Raw genomic sequence first — 17,578 nt, 5'->3', positions numbered from 1 at the left:
GAAAGGCCGACCTGAGCCGCATGTCAGGCGCCACGGCCCCGCGGCGGAAGGTCCTCGAGCGGTGCCGTGTCATTCGTGTCCCCACCTGTGGGGAAGGCCGCAGGTGCATCGATCAGCGGGAGATCGGATGCCGCCATCTCGGCGATCCAGCGGTCGGTGCGCTCCTCCGCCAGTTCGTCGCGATGCCGAGGAGACAGCAGCAGGATCGCGGCCCCGAGCAGGACCTCCCCGCCGAGAGCGAGAGCGAACGGCAGGACGGAGGGTCCGGCATCCGCCAACCGGCCCGGGCCGATCGATCCGCTCACGAGGACGGCGGCGATCGCGGCCACCGCCGCTGTGAGCACGCCGATGCCGAGTGCGATCACGGCACGGGCGGCGACGCCGAGCGGTGTGCCTTCCCAGACCAGCCGCGAACGGACGGTCCAGCCGGCGAACGCTCCGGCTGCGATGGGCAGGAGCACGACGATCAGCATCCAGATCGAGGCGTGTTCCGGCAGAAGTCCGAACACGGGAAGCCCAGGCACGACGCCCAATTGAGTTCCCGCCGGTGAGACGGCGGTGCCGGCGCCTACCGCGAAGCCGGGACCGGCTATCCAGGACGCCGCCCACACGATGAGCGTGGGAAGGTACGCGAGATGTCCCAGGGTGATCATGGCGCCGCCCAGCACGTCCACGCGCGCCGCCTCGAAGAGGGCCACTGCTTCGCCCGCGCGCAGCGCCACCATCACGGCGACGGCGACCGCGGAGACCGCGATCACTCCGACGAGGGCGACGGCCGCACCACGCACAGCGGACGCCGGCACAGGGCCCCAGTCGCCCCAGCCGTCGACCACGTCGTGCAGGCGGTCGAGGAGCCCGCCGTCGCCGTCCTCCCAGGCCACGCGCACCGCTCCGCAGAGGGATCCGACGAGGTAGACCGCCGCGGGAAGCGCGATGGAGAGCGGCAGGGAGGTCTGTGCCGCCTCGATGCGGGACGTGAGCGCGATTCCGACCGCGATCAGCGCGAAGGACCCGGCTCCCACGAGCGGTCCGAGCAGCCAGGCCCCGGCGCGCGCAGCGCGGGCACCCGAACGCGCCGCGAACAGCAGCGTGAACACGAGGAAGGCGAGCGGGGTCACCGAGAGTGTGAAGACGGCGGCTTCCGGCGCCAGGCCGACCGTCGAGAGCGTCTCGGTGGGCAGCGAGATGTCGATCGGGACGCCGTGGCCGAACTGCCAGAGCGTGCCGGTGAGCGGCCAGAGCGCACCCCAGTCCGCCGTGACGCCGAAGGCGAGCATCCACAGCAGGGTGAGGGGCGCGAGCAGCACGGCGAGTCCGACCGCAGCCGCGATGGCGGCGTCGAAGGCCGCGAGGAGCGCGACGAGGAGGCGTTGCATATCGAATCGAGACTACGACCTGGGGCGGCGGCTTTCCTGGGGACGCGCGCGGCACGCGCGACACGATATCGTCTCCTGCGGAGGTTCCCCCGATGACAACTGCCCCGTCCCCCGCTCCCGCACCGACTGCCGAGCCCGTGAACGCCCTGGATCGCTTCTTCGAGATCAGCCGCCGCGGGTCCACGATCGGCACCGAGATCCGCGGTGGCGTGGTGACCTTCGTCACCATGGCCTACATCGTGATCCTGAACCCGATCATCCTCTCCACCCCCGACGTCGCAGGCGACGTGCTGCCGGGCGGGGCCGTCGCCGCGGCGACAGCCCTCACCGCCGGCGTCATGACGATCCTGTTCGGCCTCACGACGCGCCTGCCGTTCGCGTTCGCAGCGGGTCTCGGCATCAACGCGTTCCTCGCGTTCACCGTGGTCGGCTCCGTCACCTGGCCCGAGGCCATGGCGCTCGTCATGATCAACGGCGTCATCATCGTGCTGCTCGCCGCGACCGGTCTGCGCAAGCTCATCTTCGACGCGGTCCCCGTGCAGCTGAAGCTCGCGATCACCGTGGGAATCGGCCTGTTCATCGCCTTCATCGGCTTCGTGAACGCGGGATTCGTCACCTCGACGAAGAACGCCTCTCCCCCGGTCGATCTCGGCATCGGCGGATCCGTCGCATCCCTCACGACCCTGATGTTCGTCGTCACGCTGATGATCGGAGGCGTGCTCATCGCCCTGCGGGTGAAGGGCGCGATCCTCATCGCGCTCGTCGGAGGGACCTTGCTGGCCGCGATCGCGAATCTGATCTGGCCGTCCGAGGGCCTGGGCTTCGCCTTCTCGGGCAGCATCGTGAGCGTGCCCGACCTCAGCCTGATCGGCCAGGTCGACTTCGGCTTCGACTTCGCGAAGGTCGGCGGAGTGACGCTCGTGATGTTCGTCTTCACCCTGCTGTTCTCGAACTTCTTCGACGCCATGGGCACGATGACCGGTCTCGCCAAAGAGGCGGACCTCGCCGACGAGAAGGGGGACTTCCCCCGCATCAAGTCGGCGCTGGTCGTCGAGGGCGTCGGAGCGATCGTCGGAGGAGGCACCTCGTCATCCTCCGCGACCGTGTTCGTCGAATCGGGCTCGGGCATCGGCGAGGGCGCGCGCACCGGGTTCGCGACCACGATCACCGGCGTGCTGTTCCTGCTCGCGATGTTCTTCACCCCGCTCACCTCGCTCGTGCCGAGCGCCGTCGCCGCCGCGGCGCTCGTGCTCGTCGGCGCCATGATGCTGTCGCAGATCAAGAACATCGATCTCAGCGACTTCCGGGTGCTGCTGCCCGTGTTCCTCACGGTCACCGTGATGCCGATGACGTACTCGATCGCGAACGGCATCGGTGCGGGCTTCGTCAGCTGGATCGTCGTGAACGCGCTCTCGGGCAAGGCCAAGACGATCCACCCGCTGCTGTGGGTCGTCGGCGCAGGATTCGTGCTGTTCTTCGCCCGGGGACCGATCGAGGCGCTGCTCGGCGCCTGATCCTCGCACGTCGGTCGACCCAGAATACGGATGTCGGCCGGAAACACGGATGTCGGCTCGGAACGAGGTTCCGGGCCGACATCCGTATTCTGAGCCGACGAACGCAGGGGTCTGCCGCGCTGACGTGAAGATCCTGTCCTCCCGGGCATGAAAGAAGGCCCCGGGGTGGAGCCCAGGGCCTTCCGTTCAAGCGTAGCTCAGATCAGAGCGCCTCGATGATCGCACGCATCAGGTCTGCCGTCTCGGATGGCGTCTTGCCGACCTTGACGCCGGCGGCCTCGAGGGCCTCCTTCTTCGCCTGCGCGGTGCCCGCAGAGCCGGAGACGATGGCGCCGGCGTGACCCATGGTCTTGCCCTCGGGAGCCGTGAAGCCCGCGACGTAGCCGACGACCGGCTTGGTGACGTGCGCCTTGATGTAGTCGGCCGCGCGCTCTTCGGCGTCGCCGCCGATCTCGCCGATCATGACGATCGCCTTGGTCTCGGGATCTGCCTCGAACGCAGCCAGCGCGTCGATGTGCGTCGTGCCGATGACCGGGTCGCCGCCGATGCCGATGGCGGTCGAGAAGCCCAGGTCGCGCAGCTCGAACATCATCTGGTAGGTCAGGGTGCCCGACTTCGACACGAGACCGATCGGGCCCTTGCCGGTGATGTTCGCCGGGGTGATGCCGACGAGCGCCTCACCGGGGGTGATGATGCCGGGGCAGTTCGGGCCGATGATGCGCGTCTTGTTGCCCTTGCTCTGGGCGTAGGCCCATGCCTCGGCCGAGTCGCCGACGGGGACGCCCTCGGTGATGACCACGAGCAGCGGGATCTCGGCGTCGATGGCCTCGATCATCGCGTCCTTCGTGAAGGCGCCGGGGACGAAGGCGATCGACACGTCGGCGCCGGTCTCCTTCATGGCCTCGGCGACCGAGGCGAAGACGGGGAGCTCGACGGCGTTGCCGTCCTTGTCGGTGTGCGACACCGTGGTGCCGGCCTTGCGGGCGTTCACGCCGCCGACGACCTGGGTGCCGGCCTTCAGCATGAGAGCGGTGTGCTTGGTGCCCTCGCCGCCGGTGATGCCCTGGACGATGACCTTGGAGTCCTTGTTGAGGTAGATCGACATTTTCTTCTCTAGTCCTTGTGTCGAAGCGGGCGTCAGGCGTTGGCGAGTTCGGCGGCCTTGTCGGCGCCCTCGTCCATGGTGGCGGCGAGCGTGACGAGCGGGTGCGCGTACTCGGCGAGGATCGCACGACCCTCGTCGACGCGGTTGCCGTCGAGGCGGACGACGAGCGGCTTGGATGCCGTCGCGCCGAGCGTCTCGAGGGCGCCCTTGATGCCGTTCGCGACGGCGTCGCACGCGGTGATGCCGCCGAAGACGTTGACGAAGACGCTCTTGACCTGCGGGTCTCCGAGGATGACGTCGAGCCCTGCGGCCATGACCTCAGCCGAGGCGCCGCCGCCGATGTCGAGGAAGTTCGCGGGCTTCACGCCGTTGTGGTTCTCACCGGCGTATGCCACCACGTCGAGAGTCGACATGACGAGGCCCGCGCCGTTGCCGATGATGCCGACCTCGCCGTCGAGCTTCACGTAGTTGAGGCCGCTCTGCTTGGCCTTCGCCTCGAGCGGGTCTGCGGCGTCCTTGTCCTCGAGCGCCTCGTGCTCGGGGTGGCGGATCTCCGACGCGTTGTCGTCGAGCGTGACCTTGCCGTCGAGAGCGATGATGTCGCCGGACTCGGTGCGCACCAGCGGGTTCACCTCGACGAGCGTGGCATCCTCGCCCTTGTAGACGTCGAAGAGCTTCACGAACACGTCGGAGACCTTCTCGACGAGGTCCTCCGGGAAGTTCGCGGCGCGGGCGATCTCGACGGCCTTGGCCTTGTCGATGCCCGTCAGCGGGTTCACCTCGACGCGGGCGAGAGCCTCGGGCTTCTCGACGGCGAGCTGCTCGATCTCCATGCCGCCCTCGACGGAGCAGAGGGAGAGGTAGGAGCGGTTGGCGCGGTCCAGCAGCACGGAGAAGTAGAACTCCTCGGCGATCGCCGCGCCCTGGGCGACCATCACACGCTTGACGATGTGGCCCTTGATGTCGAGACCGAGGATCGCCTTGGCAGCCTCATATGCCTCATCGGGGGTCTTCGCGACCTTGACGCCGCCCGCCTTGCCACGACCACCGGTCTTGACCTGCGCCTTGACGACGACCACGCCGCCGATCTTCTCGGCTGCCGCTTTCACCTCCTCGGGGGTGTCCGCGACGATGCCGGCGAGGACCGGCACTCCGTACTTCTCGAAAACGTCTCGTGCCTGGTACTCGTACAGATCCACTGTGGTTCCTTCACTGGGATTCGGCCTGGTAATTCTCTCGATGTCGAGACATCGACCAGTCCCCCAGCTTACTACCCCCTGCTGACCGGCCCTTGAGGAGCGGGCGTCACCGGCTCCCGGACGGACGCGGTCGATGACGACACTCGCCGTCATGTCGCGGCGCCGAGGTTCTAGGCTCTTCTCATGCACGAATCCGCATCGCCGCGCTCCGCCGTCGTCGCCGCCGCGCTCGAACTGTTCCAGAGCCAGGGCTTCGACCAGACGTCCGTGGAGCAGATCGCGAAGGCGGCGGGGGTCTCGCGCTCGACCTTCTTCCGGCAGTTCGGCGGCAAGGAGGATGTGGTCTTCGCGGATCACGAAGTGCTGATCGAGCAGCTCCGCGGTTTCCTCGCCGAAGGGCACGACGACCCCTGGGGCGCGGTGTGCGCAGCATCCGAGTCGGTCTATTCCTACTTCGCGCACGACCCCGAACTCGCCCGACGCCGCTACCAGATCGTGCGGCAGGTGCCGGTGCTGCGCGAGCGCGAGATCATCACGGTGTTCCGCTACGAGCGGCTGTTCGACGAGTATCTGCGCAGTTCGCTTCCCGGCATCGACCCGTTGGATGCCGTCGGCTTCGCCGCTCTCGTCACCGCGGTGCACAACCACGTGCTGCGGCAGCTGCTCCGCGGCAAGAAGAAGATCCCGTTGTCGACTCTGCAGTCCGCCCTGACCGACGTGCGCCGTCGCTACGGAGTGCTCGCCGAGACGCCCGCCGAGGCGCCCGATGACGTCGTGGTCGCAGTGTTCCCTCGTTCGATGCCGATCGCCGAGATCACGCGTCGCCTGCGGACCCAGCTCGACTGACCCGCTCCCGACACAGACCACCTCCGGTTCGCCCGCGCGCGGGTCTCCCGGTGCCGCCCGGTGCCGCCTCCCGCTCCCGCCTCCCCGTCCGGGCCTTCCGGTGCGAAAAGTCGGAGTCTTGTTGCGACACGCCGAGCGGTCGGTCCGCGCGTCGGCGCGTCGCCCGCGACCTCCGACTTTTCGCACGGAGGAGTGCGCCCTTCGCACCAGAGAAGGGACCTTTCACACCCGGGCGACCGCGTCGCGCACCCAGGCTCGTGAAACCGAGTGTCGCGCTGTACGATACTTAGTGCCACGAAGGAGCCCCCATGAGCATCGAAGCTTCCCCCTTCCCCGGCGAGCGCGTCTCGTCGTACGACATCACGGGCCGGCAGGACAGCGACTACTACGCTGTCTTCGTCGACATCCCCGCCGCCGATCGCACAGCCTGGGACCGAGCGAAGGCGTACATCGACGAGGTGGGACCGCAGATGGCGGATGCCTGGGACCGCGCCGAGTACCCGCTCGACGCCGCCCGGCGCATGGGCGAGATGGATCTCGTGGTCGACGGCATCGAGCATCCGTCGCTCACCCGCCTGTCGCCGTTGGCTGCCGGGCTCGTGAACATGGAGATCTCACGGGGCGACGGCTCGCTCGGCACGGTTCTCGCCGTCCAGGGCGGACTCGCCCTGCGCACGCTCGCGCTCTTCGGATCGGAAGCTCAGCAGGAGAAGTGGCTGACGGCTCTCGCCGACGGCTCGGTCTTCGGATCGTTCGCACTCACGGAGCCCGACCACGGCTCAGACTCGGTCTCCCTCGAGACGGTCGCACGCCGCGAGGGCGAGGAGTGGGTCATCCGCGGCGCCAAGAAGTGGATCGGCAACGGCGCGTCCGGCGGCATCACTTTCGTGTGGGCACGCGTCGACGACGAGACGGCACCCGAGCACGGTGCGGTGCGGTGCTTCCTCGTCGAACAGGACGCTCCCGGTTACAAGGGAACGGCGATCCGCGGCAAGGCCTCACTGCGCGCGATCCATCAGGCGCACATCGTCCTCGACGACGTGCGCGTGCCGCTGGACGCCGTGCTCCCCGGCACTCACAGCTTCAAGGACGCCTCGACGGTGCTCTACGCGACCCGCTCCGGGGTCGCCTGGTCGGCGCTGGGCCATGCGACGGCGTGCTACGAGGCCGCGCTCGCCTACTCCACCCAGCGCGTGCAGTTCGGCAAGCCGCTGGCGAAGTTCCAGATGGTGCAGGAGCGCCTGACGCACATGCTCGAGGACCTCACCGCGATGCAGCTGTACTGCCGCCGCCTCGCGGATCTCGAGACCGCAGGAGAACTGCGCCCGACGCAGGCCTCACTCGCGAAGTTCCACAACACGCGGGCAGCACGCCGGGTCGCATCCACCGCCCGCGACCTGCTCGGCGGCAACGGAATCCTGCTCGAGAACGGCGTCATGCAGCACCTGGCCGATATCGAGGCGATCCACACCTACGAAGGCACCGAGAGCGTGCAGGCGCTGCTCCTCGGACGCGACATCACGGGGATGAGCGCGTTCGTCTGAGCGTCAGTCGCAGGCGCAGCCGCCAGCGGCGGTCTTCACCATGAAGCACACGTCGCACACGCCGTAGTCGCGCTCGATGGGCTTCGCGTTCCGCGTCGTCGTCGCCGTCCGCGATGCTCCGGCGCCGGGGACCTTGGGCGCCCGCGGAGTGCTCGGACGCATCGAGCGGGCTGTCGTCGCTGCCGGCGGATACTCGCTCGGGTGCGTGACGAAGAAGTACGGCTCGCGCCCCTCGCTGGGCTGAAGCCGCAGCGCAGTAGAGCCGATGGTCACGACCTCGTCCTGCGCGAAGCCGTTCGTGTAGGTGCGTCCGATGTGGAGGGCGGCGCCCTCGCCTCGACGGATCGCCTCGATGTAGCGTCCGCGATCGATGTAGCTCGAGATGCCGACGGCATCCGTGACCGCGGTGATGAACTCGTAGTTCTCCAGGGCGATGCGGTGCGCGCGGAGCGCCTCCGTGAGCGATCGATACGGGCGGGAAGTGCCGGTCGGTGTGGGTCCCTGTGGTTCAGTCATCTCTTCAATGATCTCACCTCAGGAGCAGCGCGAACACCGCCTCCCTCGTGGAAGACTGGGGGCATGACGCGCGCGACGATCATCGGGTCCGGCCCCAACGGACTGGCGGCCGCGGTGTCGCTCGCGCGGGCCGGCTACGAAGTGCGGGTGCTCGAGGCCGCAGACACGATCGGCGGCGGCGTGCGCTCCGCCGAGTCGACCCTCCCCGGCTTCGTGCACGACGTCTGCTCGGCCGCCCACCCCGCCGCCCTCGCCTCGCCGTTCTTTCAGGCCTTCGGTCTCGCCGAGCGGATCGACTGGATCGTCCCCGATATCTCCTACGCGCACCCGCTCGACGGCGGCCGCGCCGGCATCGCCTGGCGCGACATCGAGCGCACGGCATCCGCTCTCGGCGACGACGGAAAGGCATGGTTGTCGCTGCTGCGCCCGCTGAGCCGGCACATCGACGGCGTCGTCGACTTCACCGGCAACCAGATGCTGCGAATCCCCCAACAGCCGATCACCGCGATCAGGTACGCGATGCGGATGCTCGAAGAGGGAACGCCGCTCGCGAAGAGGACCTTCCACACGGAAGAAGCGGCCGGCCTGATCTCGGGCGTCCTCGCTCACGCGAATACGCCGCTCCCCTCGCTCGCGGGCGCCGCAGCCGGATTGCTGCTCGCCGCACAGGCCCACGCCGGAGGGTGGATGTACCCGCGTGGTGGTGCTCAGCGTATCGCCGACACCATGGTGGCCGACCTCGAGGCGCATGGCGGTTCGGTCGAGACCGGCGTGCACGTGACCGATCTCGGCGCGCTCGACTGGGGCGATGCGACGCGCGGCGACCTGCTGCTGCTGAACACCTCGCCGCGGCTCGCGCTCACGCACCCCGACATCCCGCACGGCTACGCACGCGCCCTGCGCTCGTACGCCTACGGCCCTGCCGCGGCGAAAGTCGATTTCGCGCTGGACGGGCCGATCCCGTGGGCGAACGATGACGTCGCGCAGTCTCCGACGGTGCACGTGGGCGGCACGCAGGCCGAGGTGTGGGCGAGCGAGAACGCCGTCGCCGCGGGACGGGTGAGCGACCGACCGTACGTCCTGACGGTGCAGCCCTCGGTGTTCGACCCGAGCCGCGCTCCGGCGGGCAAGGCCGTGCTGTGGGCTTACATCCACGTGCCTCAGGGATCCGATCTCGACGCGACCGAGCTCATCACGCAACAGGTCGAGCGCTTCGCTCCGGGTTTCCGCGACATGATCCTCGCTGCGCACGCCGTGCCGGCATCCGCTCGGGAGGCGATCAACCCGTCCGAGATCGGCGGCGACATCCTGGGCGGCGCGTTCACGATCCCTCAGGCCCTGCGGCGCCCCGTCCTCGGCACGAAGCCGTGGCGCACCCCGATGCGGGGCGTGTACCTCGCCTCGGCGTCGACTCCGCCAGGCCCCGGCGTGAACGGCATGGCCGGCTGGCACGCCGCCCGCACCGCCCTCGCCGACGCCGGGACTCCTGCGGCCCTCAGCGAGTTGTTCCGCTGACCCCGTCAAACCCGTCCCGCAGCATCCGCACTACCCCGCGGACCTGGCGCGCGCCAAGATGGACCTCATGCGCTACGACATCCCCGCTCCGATGCTGGCGAAGGCCGCAGCATCCGTCCCCGATCCGGCGAAGACGAGCGGCGGGCTGCTGTTCGAGCCGAAGTGGGACGGCTTCCGCGGGCTCGTCGCGTGGGACGGGGAGAACGTCGAGATCGGGTCGCGAGGCGCGAAGCCGCTGACGCGCTACTTCCCCGAGCTCGTCGAGGCGATCCCTCGGCTGCTGCCCGGCCCGTGCCTGCTCGACGGCGAGATCGTGGTCGCCACGGGACCTGCGGGGGCGCAGCGACTCGACTGGGAGTCCCTCAGCCAGCGCATCCATCCTGCAGCGTCGCGAGTGTCGAAGCTGTCGATCGAGACGCCGGCGATGTTCGTCGCCTTCGATCTGCTCGCAGAGGGCGACGACGATCTGCAGGCGACACCGTTCTCCGAGCGCCGCGAGCGTCTCGAGCTGTTGATGGCGGGCGTCGAGCATCCGCTGCACCTCACCCGCACCACGCGCGACCGCGACGCCGCCGTCCGGTGGCTCGCCGAATTCGAGGGGGCGGGCCTCGACGGCGTCGTCGCGAAGCCGCTCGACCAGCCATACGCGCCCAACAAGCGCACCCTCGTCAAGATCAAACACGCCCGCACCGCCGACGTCGTCGCTCTCGGCTACCGCATCCACAAGTCGGGCTCGGGAGTCGGATCGCTGCTCGTCGGGCTGTACGACTCCGACGGGATGCTGCGCCAGGTCGGCGGGGTCGCGGCCTGGAGCGACGCACGCCGCCAGGAGCTGGTGGAGGAGCTCGCTCCGCTCGTCGAGCGCGACGCATCCGGCGAGGCGGTGACCGGTGAGGGTGAGCGCTCGCGCTTCAGCGGGGCGAAGGACGTGTCGTTCGTGCGGCTGCGCCCCGAACGCGTGCTCGAGGTGCGCTACGACCAGCTCGAAGGTGCACGATTCCGCCACACCGTGCAGTTCGAGCGGTGGCGACCTGACCGTGACGCGCGGTCATGCACATACGAACAGCTCGACACGGTCGCGGGCTACGATCTCGCCGACGTGCTCAGCTGAGGTCAGTCGTCGACCGGATCGCCATTCTCGTCCCAGTTCGCGGCGACCTTCTTGCTCGGCTGCACGCGAGGAGGCTCGCCAGGCATCTTCGGGAACTCCGGCGGGAACGGAAGCTCGCCGAGACCGTTCGACTTGTCGCGCTCCCACCACTCCAGCAGCGTGTCGATGCGGCCGGGCGCGTCCTGCTTGCCGGCCCACGGATCGCCGACCTCGGCCAGCCTCTTCGGCACGCTGCGCACCGTGAACTGCGCGGGATCGAGCCCGTCGAGCTCGTCCCAGTGCACGGGCGTCGACACGGTCGCACCAGGAAGGGCGCGCGGACTGTAGGCGCCCGCCATCGTGCGGTCGCGGTTCGCCTGGTTGAAGTCGACGAAGATTCGCTCTCCCCTCTCCTCCTTCCACCAGTTGGTCGTCACCTGGTCCGGCATCCGCCGTTCGAGCTCGCGGCCGGCGGCGATCACCGCGTGGCGGACGTCGAGGAACTCGTGCGTCGGCTCGATCGGTGCGAACACGTGCAGTCCGCGGTTGCCGCTCGTCTTCACGAACGCCTCGAGTCCTGCCTCGCGCAGCACCTCGCGAAGCGCGTGGGCGGCGGGGATGGCATCTGCGAAGTCGGTGCCCGGCTGGGGGTCGAGGTCGATCCGCAGCTCGACCGGGTTGTCGGGGTCCGTCGCGAGCGACGCCCACGGGTGGAACACGATGGTGTTCATCTGCGCCGCCCAGACGATGGCACTCGGGCGGTTGAGCACGATCTGCGGATGCTGCCTCCCGCTGTTGTACGTCACCATGACCGCGTCGACGAACTCGGGCGTGCCGGCGGGCGGGTTCTTCGAGAAGAAGCCTGCACCGTCGCCGACGCCGTTGCGGAACCGCTCGAGCGACACCGGCCTGTTGCCGTTCGCCTCGAGGAACGGTCCGCTCACGACCTGGAAGTACTCGGCGAGTTCGGCCTTGGTGATACCGATGCCGGGCCAGACGACTTTGTTCGGGCTCGACAGCGCGACCTCGCGCTCTCCGTCAGGATCGGCGATGGTCAGGGTGACGCGCTCTGAGGCCATGACTCGACCCTAGAGGCAGCATCCGACGCGCGGAAGCCCCGCGATCACTCCTGGGCGTCGGCCGCCAGGACCACCACGGGGGCCAGGGCGTCGCGCTCGACGACCAGGGTCGGACCCGCCGGATCGACGATCACACCGGCCATCTCGGTGTGGCCGACGAGGACACTCGCCAGCTGCGCAGGCTCGAACGGCAGAGGGCGATCGCCGCGTCCGAGGGCGATGACCTCGAGCGGGTGCGAGAACAGCTGCAGGAACCTCTTCCCGTCAGGGGTCTGGGCTTCGGCGATGCCCACCGGGGCCCCCTCGACCCCGTCGTTCACGGCGACCCACATCCTCTTGGCGGCGAGCGCCTCGCCCACCTTGGCGGCGGTGTCCTGCTCACGGGGCGCGGCCAGGAGCGACTTCACCGTCATCTCGACGTCTCCCTGCTCGAGCGCCTTCTGCAGGAGCTCGGTGGGGAACACGACGCGGTGCGGAGCCGATGCGTTGTCGACGATGAGTCCGGCGAAGTCGCCGGCGACGACCTGCTGCATGACCGAGGTGACCGGCTGCGCGACGGCCGACGTCGCCGACGGGTCCTTCTCGAGCTGCACCGAGTCGCGCACGGCCGCTGCCGAGCTGAACGCGAGCATGAACTGCCGGTCTCCGTCGCGGACGACGGCGACCGACAGCGGCTTGCCCTCGGCGATCTGCGCCCGGGCGTCGCCGTTGACGCGGATGTACAGGTGCCCCTGCAGCGCCTGGCGCATCACGCCGAGCAGCTGGTCGTTGGAAGCGCCGGCCTCGATCTCCTTGAGCGCCTCGCGCAGAAGGACGTTGTCCTTCATTCCGGGCACGGTCTCGGTCTGCTCGGGCGGCATCGGCGGTGCGAGCGGAAGACGGCGTTCTTCGACGGCGGCGGGCTGAGCCGGTGCTGCCGGGGCGGGAGCGGATGCTGCAGGCGCGGGCGCCTGCTCGGGCTCCGCCAGGGAGACCTCGGGGCCGGCCTGCGCGCCGACGCCGCGGAACGCCTGGACCGAGATGCCGATCGTCGGAGCCTGTTCGGCCTCGACAGCGCCCTCGGATCCGGGCGCGTCCGCGTCTGATTCCGTGATCTCGGATTCGGCGATGTCGGATGCCGGGACAGCGGTGTCAGCGGACTTCTTGCGGCGGGAGAACAGAGCCATAATGTGCCAGCCTAACCGGCGACGGCGCGGTCTCTGCGCGCCACGAAGTCGCTCCGACTTTCGCCGGGGCCCCGCCAGGCCACCTCAACACGCACAAGTCGACCACCCGAGGCCCGGCCGCGGCGCGGACCCGCGAACGTGCGCTGCGCGAGAGCCCGTCGACGAGATGGGGCTCAGATCTTCTCGATCGGCGCGACCTTGATCAGCAGCTTCTTCTGCCCTGCCGAGTCGAAGCGCACGTGAGCGATGCGCTTCGCGCCCTCGCCGGTGACGGCATCCACTCGCCCGTCGCCGAAGTCCGTGTGACGGATGCGGTCGCCCGGGGCCAGCTCGAGGTCGCCGTTGTCGCGCATCTTGGCCGTGACCCGGTTCGGGAACTTGTCCATGGCCGTCGACAGAGGCTTCAGAGAGTCGCGCCCCGGAAGCGGCGTGACGGCGAATCGATCGCCAGAACCCGAGCCGCCTGTGCCGCCGAATCCGCCGGCGCGCCGGGCGTTGAGTGCTCGGGACTGCATGCCGCCGCGGGAGTTCACGTCGCCCGGCGACTGGCGCCAGTCGATGAGGCCTGCCGGAATCTCCTGCAGGAAGCGGCTGGGCATCGCGACCGACACCTCGCCGAACTGGGCCCGAGTCATGGCGAGCGACAGGTGCAGACGCTTTCGCGCTCGCGTGATGCCGACGTAGAACAGCCGTCGTTCCTCCTGCGGGCCGCCCGGCTCTCCTGCCGAGATGCGGTGCGGAATGAGGTCTTCCTCGACCCCCGTGACGAAGACCGCGTCGTACTCGAGACCCTTCGCCGTGTGCATGGTCATGAGCGACACCGAGCCCGACTCGTCGTCGAGATCGTCGGCGTCGGACACCAGCGCGACCTCGGTGAGGAAGTCGACGATGGTGCCCTCGGGGTTGTTGCGCGCGAAGTCACGAGCGACCGCCACGAACTCGTCGAGGTTCTCGACGCGGGCTTCGTCCTGCGGGTCGCGGCTGGCTCGAAGGGCGTCGAGATACCCGCTCTTCGAGAGCAGCACGCTCAGACCGTCGGCGACCGTCGTGGGTGCGGGTACCTCGCCCGTCGCGGGGAGCATGATCTCGGTGGCCTCGGCGAGCACCGCATCGAGCTGAGCGATCGCCGCCTGGATCTTGGGCCCGAAGCCGAGTTCGGTCGGAACCGACAGCGCCTGCCGGAAGGTGATGCCGTGCGCTTCCGCGAAGCGGGCGATCGCCGTCGCGGTGACGTCGCCGATGCCGCGGCGCGGCTTGTTGAGGATTCGCCGCACGGCCATCTCGTCTGCCGGGTTCGCCACGGCGACGAGGTAGGCCAGCGCGTCCTTGATCTCGGCTCGTTCGTAGAACTTGGTGCCGCCCATGATCTTGTACGGCACCGCAGAGCGGATGAAGATCTCCTCGAGCGCGCGGGACTGCGAGTTGGTGCGGTAGAAGACCGCCATCTCCGAGTACGGGTAGCCGGCGCGACGAAGCGACTCGATCTCGTCGGCCACGAACTGGGCCTCGTCGTGCTGCGAGTAGCCGGTGAACCCGATGATCTTGTCGCCGTCGCCCTTGTCGCTCCAGAGCTTCTTGTCCTTGCGATCGAAGTTGTTGCCGATCACGGCGTTCGCGGCGGACAGGATGTTCTGGGTCGAGCGGTAGTTCTGCTCGAGCAGCACGACCCTGGCCCCGGGGAAGTCGCGCTCGAACTCGCTGATGTTGCGGATGTCCGCCCCACGGAACGCGTAGATCGACTGGTCGGAGTCGCCGACGACGGTGAGCGAGGCCCCCTCGAGCGCGGGCGTCGTCTCGGGTTCGAAGATCATCATGCCGCTCGAGGCATACGGGTCGGGAGCGTCGGCGGAGGCCGGCCGCGTGAGCTCGTGGATCAGTGCGTACTGCGCATGATTGGTGTCCTGATACTCGTCGACCAGGATGTGCCGGAACCGCCGACGATAGGTGTTCGCGACGTCGGGGAAGGCGCGGAATAGATAGACGGTTTGCCCGATGAGGTCGTCGAAGTCGAACGCGTTCGCCTTCTGCAGCTGACGCTGGTAGTCGGCGAACAGCTCGACGAAGATCCGCTCGGCGGGGTCGGACATGTTCGCCTGGCGGGCGTAGGCCTCGGCGTCGGACAGCTCGTTCTTGAGTTTCGAGATGCGCGACTGGACGGATGCCGGGGTGAGACCGTACGCGTCAGCCTCGTGCTCCTTGACCAGACGCTTGATGAGAGCTCGCGAGTCACCGGAGTCGTAGATCGTGAACGACTTGGTGAAGCCGAACTGCTCGGCCTCTCGGCGGAGGATCCGCACGCAGGCGGAGTGGAACGTCGAGATCCACATGCCGCGAGCCGCGTCCCCGACGAGCTGCTCCACGCGCTCGCGCATCTCGCCCGCAGCCTTGTTGGTGAAGGTGATCGCGAGGATCTGGCTGGGCCAGGCCTCGCGGGCGCGCAGCAGCGAGGCGATGCGCCGGGTCAGCACGCTCGTCTTGCCCGAGCCGGCGCCGGCGACGATGAGCAGAGCCGGGCCGCGATAGGTCACCGCCTCGAGCTGCTGCGGATTGAGGCCGGCGAGGAGGTCGTCGTGCCCCTGCTCCGACGTGGAGCGAGGGCCGACGGATCCGGGGACGATGAGGGGGGCTTCGGTCATGGCCTTACGAGTCTAGGCGTCGCCGGGGACACTGCGGATGGCGGACAGGACGGCTCGACGGCCACACGCTGAAGCGCACGCCCAGGCGGCAGTGCAAGAATCGAGACGTGCGCACGATCCTCAACATCATCTGGTTGATCTTCGCCGGTCTCGGCCTGTGGTTCGGCTACGTCCTGGCCGGCATCCTGCTGTGCATCCCGATCGTGACGATTCCGTGGGCGATCGCCTCGTTCCGCATCGCCGGCTACGCGATCTGGCCGTTCGGCCGCGAGGTCGTCGCGAAGCCCACGGCTGGCGTTGGCTCGGCGATCGGCAACGTGATCTGGGTCGTCCTCGCCGGCTGGTGGCTGGCGATCGGGCACATCGTCTCGGGCGTCGCCCTGTGCATCACGATCATCGGCATCCCGATGGGCATCGCCGATTTCAAGATGATCCCCGTGTCGCTGATGCCGTTGGGCAAGGAGATCGTCTCGACCAGAGACGGCGCTTTCGACCGCCGGCTCTGAGCTGCGCTTAGACTCGGACAGATGGAAGCCGACCGCCTGATCGCCTGGGACGCAGAGCTCCGCGCCGCGCACACCCGGCTCCGGGCCGCTCTCGCCGCGACGCGTGAAGCACTCGGCTCAGGAGAGGCCGCGCCGGACGCGGCATCCGATCTGGCCCTCTTCTGCATCGGCTTCTGCACCGCGCTCGACGGACACCACCGCAGCGAAGATCAGGCTCTGTTCCCCGCGCTGCGCGCCGAACACCCCGAGCTGGGCGACAAGATCGACAAGCTCATGCAGGACCACTCGATGCTCTCGCACCTGCTGGGCGCGCTGCGTGGTGCCGTGGAGAGCGGCGCGGATGCCCAGACCATCGAGGGCCACCTCGACGGTGTGAACGCGATCATGGAATCGCACTTCCGCTTCGAGGAGCGCGAGATCCTGCAGCCCCTGCGCACGCTCGCACTCGACGCGGACGTGCACGAGGTTCTCGGCCCGCTCTGAGGCTCAGCCGCGGAAGAACGCGACCCCTAGGTCGGGCTGGTCGACGAAGACGCCGTCGACACCGGTCGCGGCGATCACGCCCCACTCCGATTCGTAGTCTCCGTAGGCCGCTTTGCCTCCGCCGCCCCGGAACTCGGGCGAGAGGAAGCCGTTCTCCGGACGGCATGTCCAGGTGAACACCGTCAGACCCCGGGCGTGTGCGTCGCCCACGATCGTGTTGCCGGTCGTCAACAGCATCTTCTTGCTCACGCTGATGCCGTCGACGTGGCCGACCAGACCGTCGAGCCCTGCGGGCGTGACGGTCGCTTTGTACGACAGCGCCTTCGCGCCTTGGGCGACGAGCAGATCGTACGGCTTGCCCGCGGCCTCGATCAGATACACGTAGGAAGCCGAGACGCCCAGTTCGCGCAGCTGGCCGAGAACGGTCGACTCGAAGCTCTCGACGATCAGCGGAAGCTCTCCATCGGCCCAGCGCGTGGCGCGGAGATCGCGCGCGATGAGCGGAGCGAGTTCGAGCCCGATCGAGGAGAAGTACGTGGCGTGCTTGATCTCGAGGACGACGCCGATCTCACGTCCGTGCTCGGTGGAGCCGCGGCGCACGAGGTCGAGCAGATCGGTGAGCCGCAGGATGGGCTGGGCGTCGTCGAAGGTCGCACTCGAGGTGCGCAGCTCGGGAAGGCGCTCGCGACAGCGGAGGGTCGAGAGCTCGGCCCACGTGAAGTCCTCGGTGAACCATCCGGTCAGCGCCTGACCGTCGACCCGCTTGGTGGTCTTGCGGTCGGCGAACTCCGGATGCCGTGCGATATCGGTCGTGCCGGAGATCTCGTTCTCGTGGCGGACGACGAGAACCCCGTCTTTCGTTGCCACGACGTCGGGCTCGACGGCATCCACACCCATCGCGAAGGCCAGTTCATAGGACGAGCGGCTGTGCTCCGGACGATAGCCGGGAGCACCCCGATGCCCGATCACGAGCGGTGTTTTCCTGGGCACGCTCTCAGCGTAG

The 17,578-nt window shown here is 68.7% G+C and carries 15 protein-coding genes; 7 read left to right on the top strand and 8 right to left on the bottom strand.

Annotated features, from left to right (window positions below; translation table 11 throughout):
• Window positions 1-23: 23 nt before the first annotated feature.
• Window positions 24-1,376: a cell division protein PerM gene (locus QFZ53_RS08045; protein ID WP_307295270.1), complete on the bottom strand. Its 1,353-nt coding sequence runs from the start codon at window positions 1,374-1,376 to the stop codon at window positions 24-26.
• 92 nt (window positions 1,377-1,468) lie between these two features.
• On the opposite strand from QFZ53_RS08045, the gene QFZ53_RS08040 reads away from it, so the two are divergent.
• Entirely contained in the window at window positions 1,469-2,890 is a 1,422-nt protein-coding gene (locus tag QFZ53_RS08040; RefSeq protein ID WP_307295268.1) for an NCS2 family permease, read from the top strand.
• Window positions 2,891-3,092: 202 nt separating this feature from the next.
• Here QFZ53_RS08040 and sucD read toward each other — a convergent pair whose 3' ends face one another.
• Complete coding sequence (sucD, locus tag QFZ53_RS08035) at window positions 3,093-3,995, bottom strand: succinate--CoA ligase subunit alpha (RefSeq protein WP_307295266.1); 903 nt, start codon at window positions 3,993-3,995, stop codon at window positions 3,093-3,095.
• A 32-nt stretch (window positions 3,996-4,027) separates the two neighbouring features.
• The gene (gene sucC, locus QFZ53_RS08030; protein WP_307295263.1) at window positions 4,028-5,194 is read right to left on the bottom strand and encodes an ADP-forming succinate--CoA ligase subunit beta; all 1,167 of its coding nucleotides are present in this window, start codon (window positions 5,192-5,194) and stop codon (window positions 4,028-4,030) included.
• Between the two features lie 183 nt (window positions 5,195-5,377).
• On the opposite strand from sucC, the gene QFZ53_RS08025 reads away from it, so the two are divergent.
• Complete coding sequence (locus QFZ53_RS08025; RefSeq protein WP_307295261.1) at window positions 5,378-6,040, top strand: TetR/AcrR family transcriptional regulator; 663 nt, start codon at window positions 5,378-5,380, stop codon at window positions 6,038-6,040.
• Between the two features lie 308 nt (window positions 6,041-6,348).
• Complete coding sequence (locus QFZ53_RS08020) at window positions 6,349-7,584, top strand: acyl-CoA dehydrogenase family protein (RefSeq protein WP_307295259.1); 1,236 nt, start codon at window positions 6,349-6,351, stop codon at window positions 7,582-7,584.
• A 3-nt stretch (window positions 7,585-7,587) separates the two neighbouring features.
• Here QFZ53_RS08020 and QFZ53_RS08015 read toward each other — a convergent pair whose 3' ends face one another.
• A complete protein-coding gene (locus tag QFZ53_RS08015) occupies window positions 7,588-8,100 on the bottom strand; it encodes a hypothetical protein (protein ID WP_307295257.1) in 513 nt (170 codons plus the stop codon).
• Window positions 8,101-8,163: 63 nt separating this feature from the next.
• Here QFZ53_RS08015 and QFZ53_RS08010 point away from each other — a divergent pair, with 63 nt between their 5' ends.
• A complete protein-coding gene (locus QFZ53_RS08010; RefSeq protein ID WP_307295255.1) occupies window positions 8,164-9,615 on the top strand; it encodes a phytoene desaturase family protein in 1,452 nt (483 codons plus the stop codon).
• Window positions 9,616-9,682: 67 nt separating this feature from the next.
• Window positions 9,683-10,726 (top strand): ATP-dependent DNA ligase, encoded by a 1,044-nt coding sequence (locus QFZ53_RS08005; protein ID WP_307295254.1) that lies wholly within the window; start codon window positions 9,683-9,685, stop codon window positions 10,724-10,726.
• Between the two features lie 2 nt (window positions 10,727-10,728).
• Here QFZ53_RS08005 and ligD read toward each other — a convergent pair whose 3' ends face one another.
• The 3 genes from ligD to QFZ53_RS07990 form a co-directional block, all read right to left on the bottom strand.
• Window positions 10,729-11,784, bottom strand: coding sequence for a non-homologous end-joining DNA ligase (ligD, locus tag QFZ53_RS08000; protein ID WP_307295252.1), 1,056 nt, complete (start codon window positions 11,782-11,784; stop codon window positions 10,729-10,731).
• Between the two features lie 44 nt (window positions 11,785-11,828).
• Complete coding sequence (locus QFZ53_RS07995) at window positions 11,829-12,950, bottom strand: SseB family protein (protein WP_307295250.1); 1,122 nt, start codon at window positions 12,948-12,950, stop codon at window positions 11,829-11,831.
• Window positions 12,951-13,123: 173 nt separating this feature from the next.
• A complete protein-coding gene (locus tag QFZ53_RS07990; RefSeq protein ID WP_307295248.1) occupies window positions 13,124-15,586 on the bottom strand; it encodes an ATP-dependent helicase in 2,463 nt (820 codons plus the stop codon).
• A gap of 107 nt (window positions 15,587-15,693) precedes the next feature.
• Here QFZ53_RS07990 and QFZ53_RS07985 point away from each other — a divergent pair, with 107 nt between their 5' ends.
• Window positions 15,694-16,092 (top strand): YccF domain-containing protein, encoded by a 399-nt coding sequence (locus tag QFZ53_RS07985; RefSeq protein WP_292905488.1) that lies wholly within the window; start codon window positions 15,694-15,696, stop codon window positions 16,090-16,092.
• 21 nt (window positions 16,093-16,113) lie between these two features.
• Complete coding sequence (locus QFZ53_RS07980) at window positions 16,114-16,575, top strand: hemerythrin domain-containing protein (RefSeq protein ID WP_307295247.1); 462 nt, start codon at window positions 16,114-16,116, stop codon at window positions 16,573-16,575.
• A 3-nt stretch (window positions 16,576-16,578) separates the two neighbouring features.
• Here the strand turns inward: QFZ53_RS07980 and QFZ53_RS07975 are convergent, their stop codons facing one another.
• The gene (locus QFZ53_RS07975) at window positions 16,579-17,565 is read right to left on the bottom strand and encodes a glycerophosphodiester phosphodiesterase family protein (RefSeq protein ID WP_292905492.1); all 987 of its coding nucleotides are present in this window, start codon (window positions 17,563-17,565) and stop codon (window positions 16,579-16,581) included.
• Window positions 17,566-17,578: the final 13 nt, after the last annotated feature.

It is taken from the genome of Microbacterium natoriense (assembly GCF_030816295.1).
GTDB classification, from domain to species: Bacteria; Actinomycetota; Actinomycetes; order Actinomycetales; family Microbacteriaceae; genus Microbacterium; species Microbacterium natoriense_A.
This window is presented reverse-complemented; position numbering and strand designations above follow the sequence as displayed.

Coding starts and splice junctions, on each gene's coding strand:
- QFZ53_RS08045 (WP_307295270.1), bottom strand. CDS start 1,376: ATGCAACGCCTCCTCGTCGCGCTCCTCGCGGCCTTCGACGCCGCCATC.
- QFZ53_RS08040 (WP_307295268.1), top strand. CDS start 1,469: ATGACAACTGCCCCGTCCCCCGCTCCCGCACCGACTGCCGAGCCCGTG.
- sucD (WP_307295266.1), bottom strand. CDS start 3,995: ATGTCGATCTACCTCAACAAGGACTCCAAGGTCATCGTCCAGGGCATC.
- QFZ53_RS08025 (WP_307295261.1), top strand. CDS start 5,378: ATGCACGAATCCGCATCGCCGCGCTCCGCCGTCGTCGCCGCCGCGCTC.
- QFZ53_RS08020 (WP_307295259.1), top strand. CDS start 6,349: ATGAGCATCGAAGCTTCCCCCTTCCCCGGCGAGCGCGTCTCGTCGTAC.
- QFZ53_RS08015 (WP_307295257.1), bottom strand. CDS start 8,100: ATGACTGAACCACAGGGACCCACACCGACCGGCACTTCCCGCCCGTAT.
- QFZ53_RS08010 (WP_307295255.1), top strand. CDS start 8,164: ATGACGCGCGCGACGATCATCGGGTCCGGCCCCAACGGACTGGCGGCC.
- QFZ53_RS08005 (WP_307295254.1), top strand. CDS start 9,683: ATGCGCTACGACATCCCCGCTCCGATGCTGGCGAAGGCCGCAGCATCC.
- ligD (WP_307295252.1), bottom strand. CDS start 11,784: ATGGCCTCAGAGCGCGTCACCCTGACCATCGCCGATCCTGACGGAGAG.
- QFZ53_RS07995 (WP_307295250.1), bottom strand. CDS start 12,950: ATGGCTCTGTTCTCCCGCCGCAAGAAGTCCGCTGACACCGCTGTCCCG.
- QFZ53_RS07990 (WP_307295248.1), bottom strand. CDS start 15,586: ATGACCGAAGCCCCCCTCATCGTCCCCGGATCCGTCGGCCCTCGCTCC.
- QFZ53_RS07980 (WP_307295247.1), top strand. CDS start 16,114: ATGGAAGCCGACCGCCTGATCGCCTGGGACGCAGAGCTCCGCGCCGCG.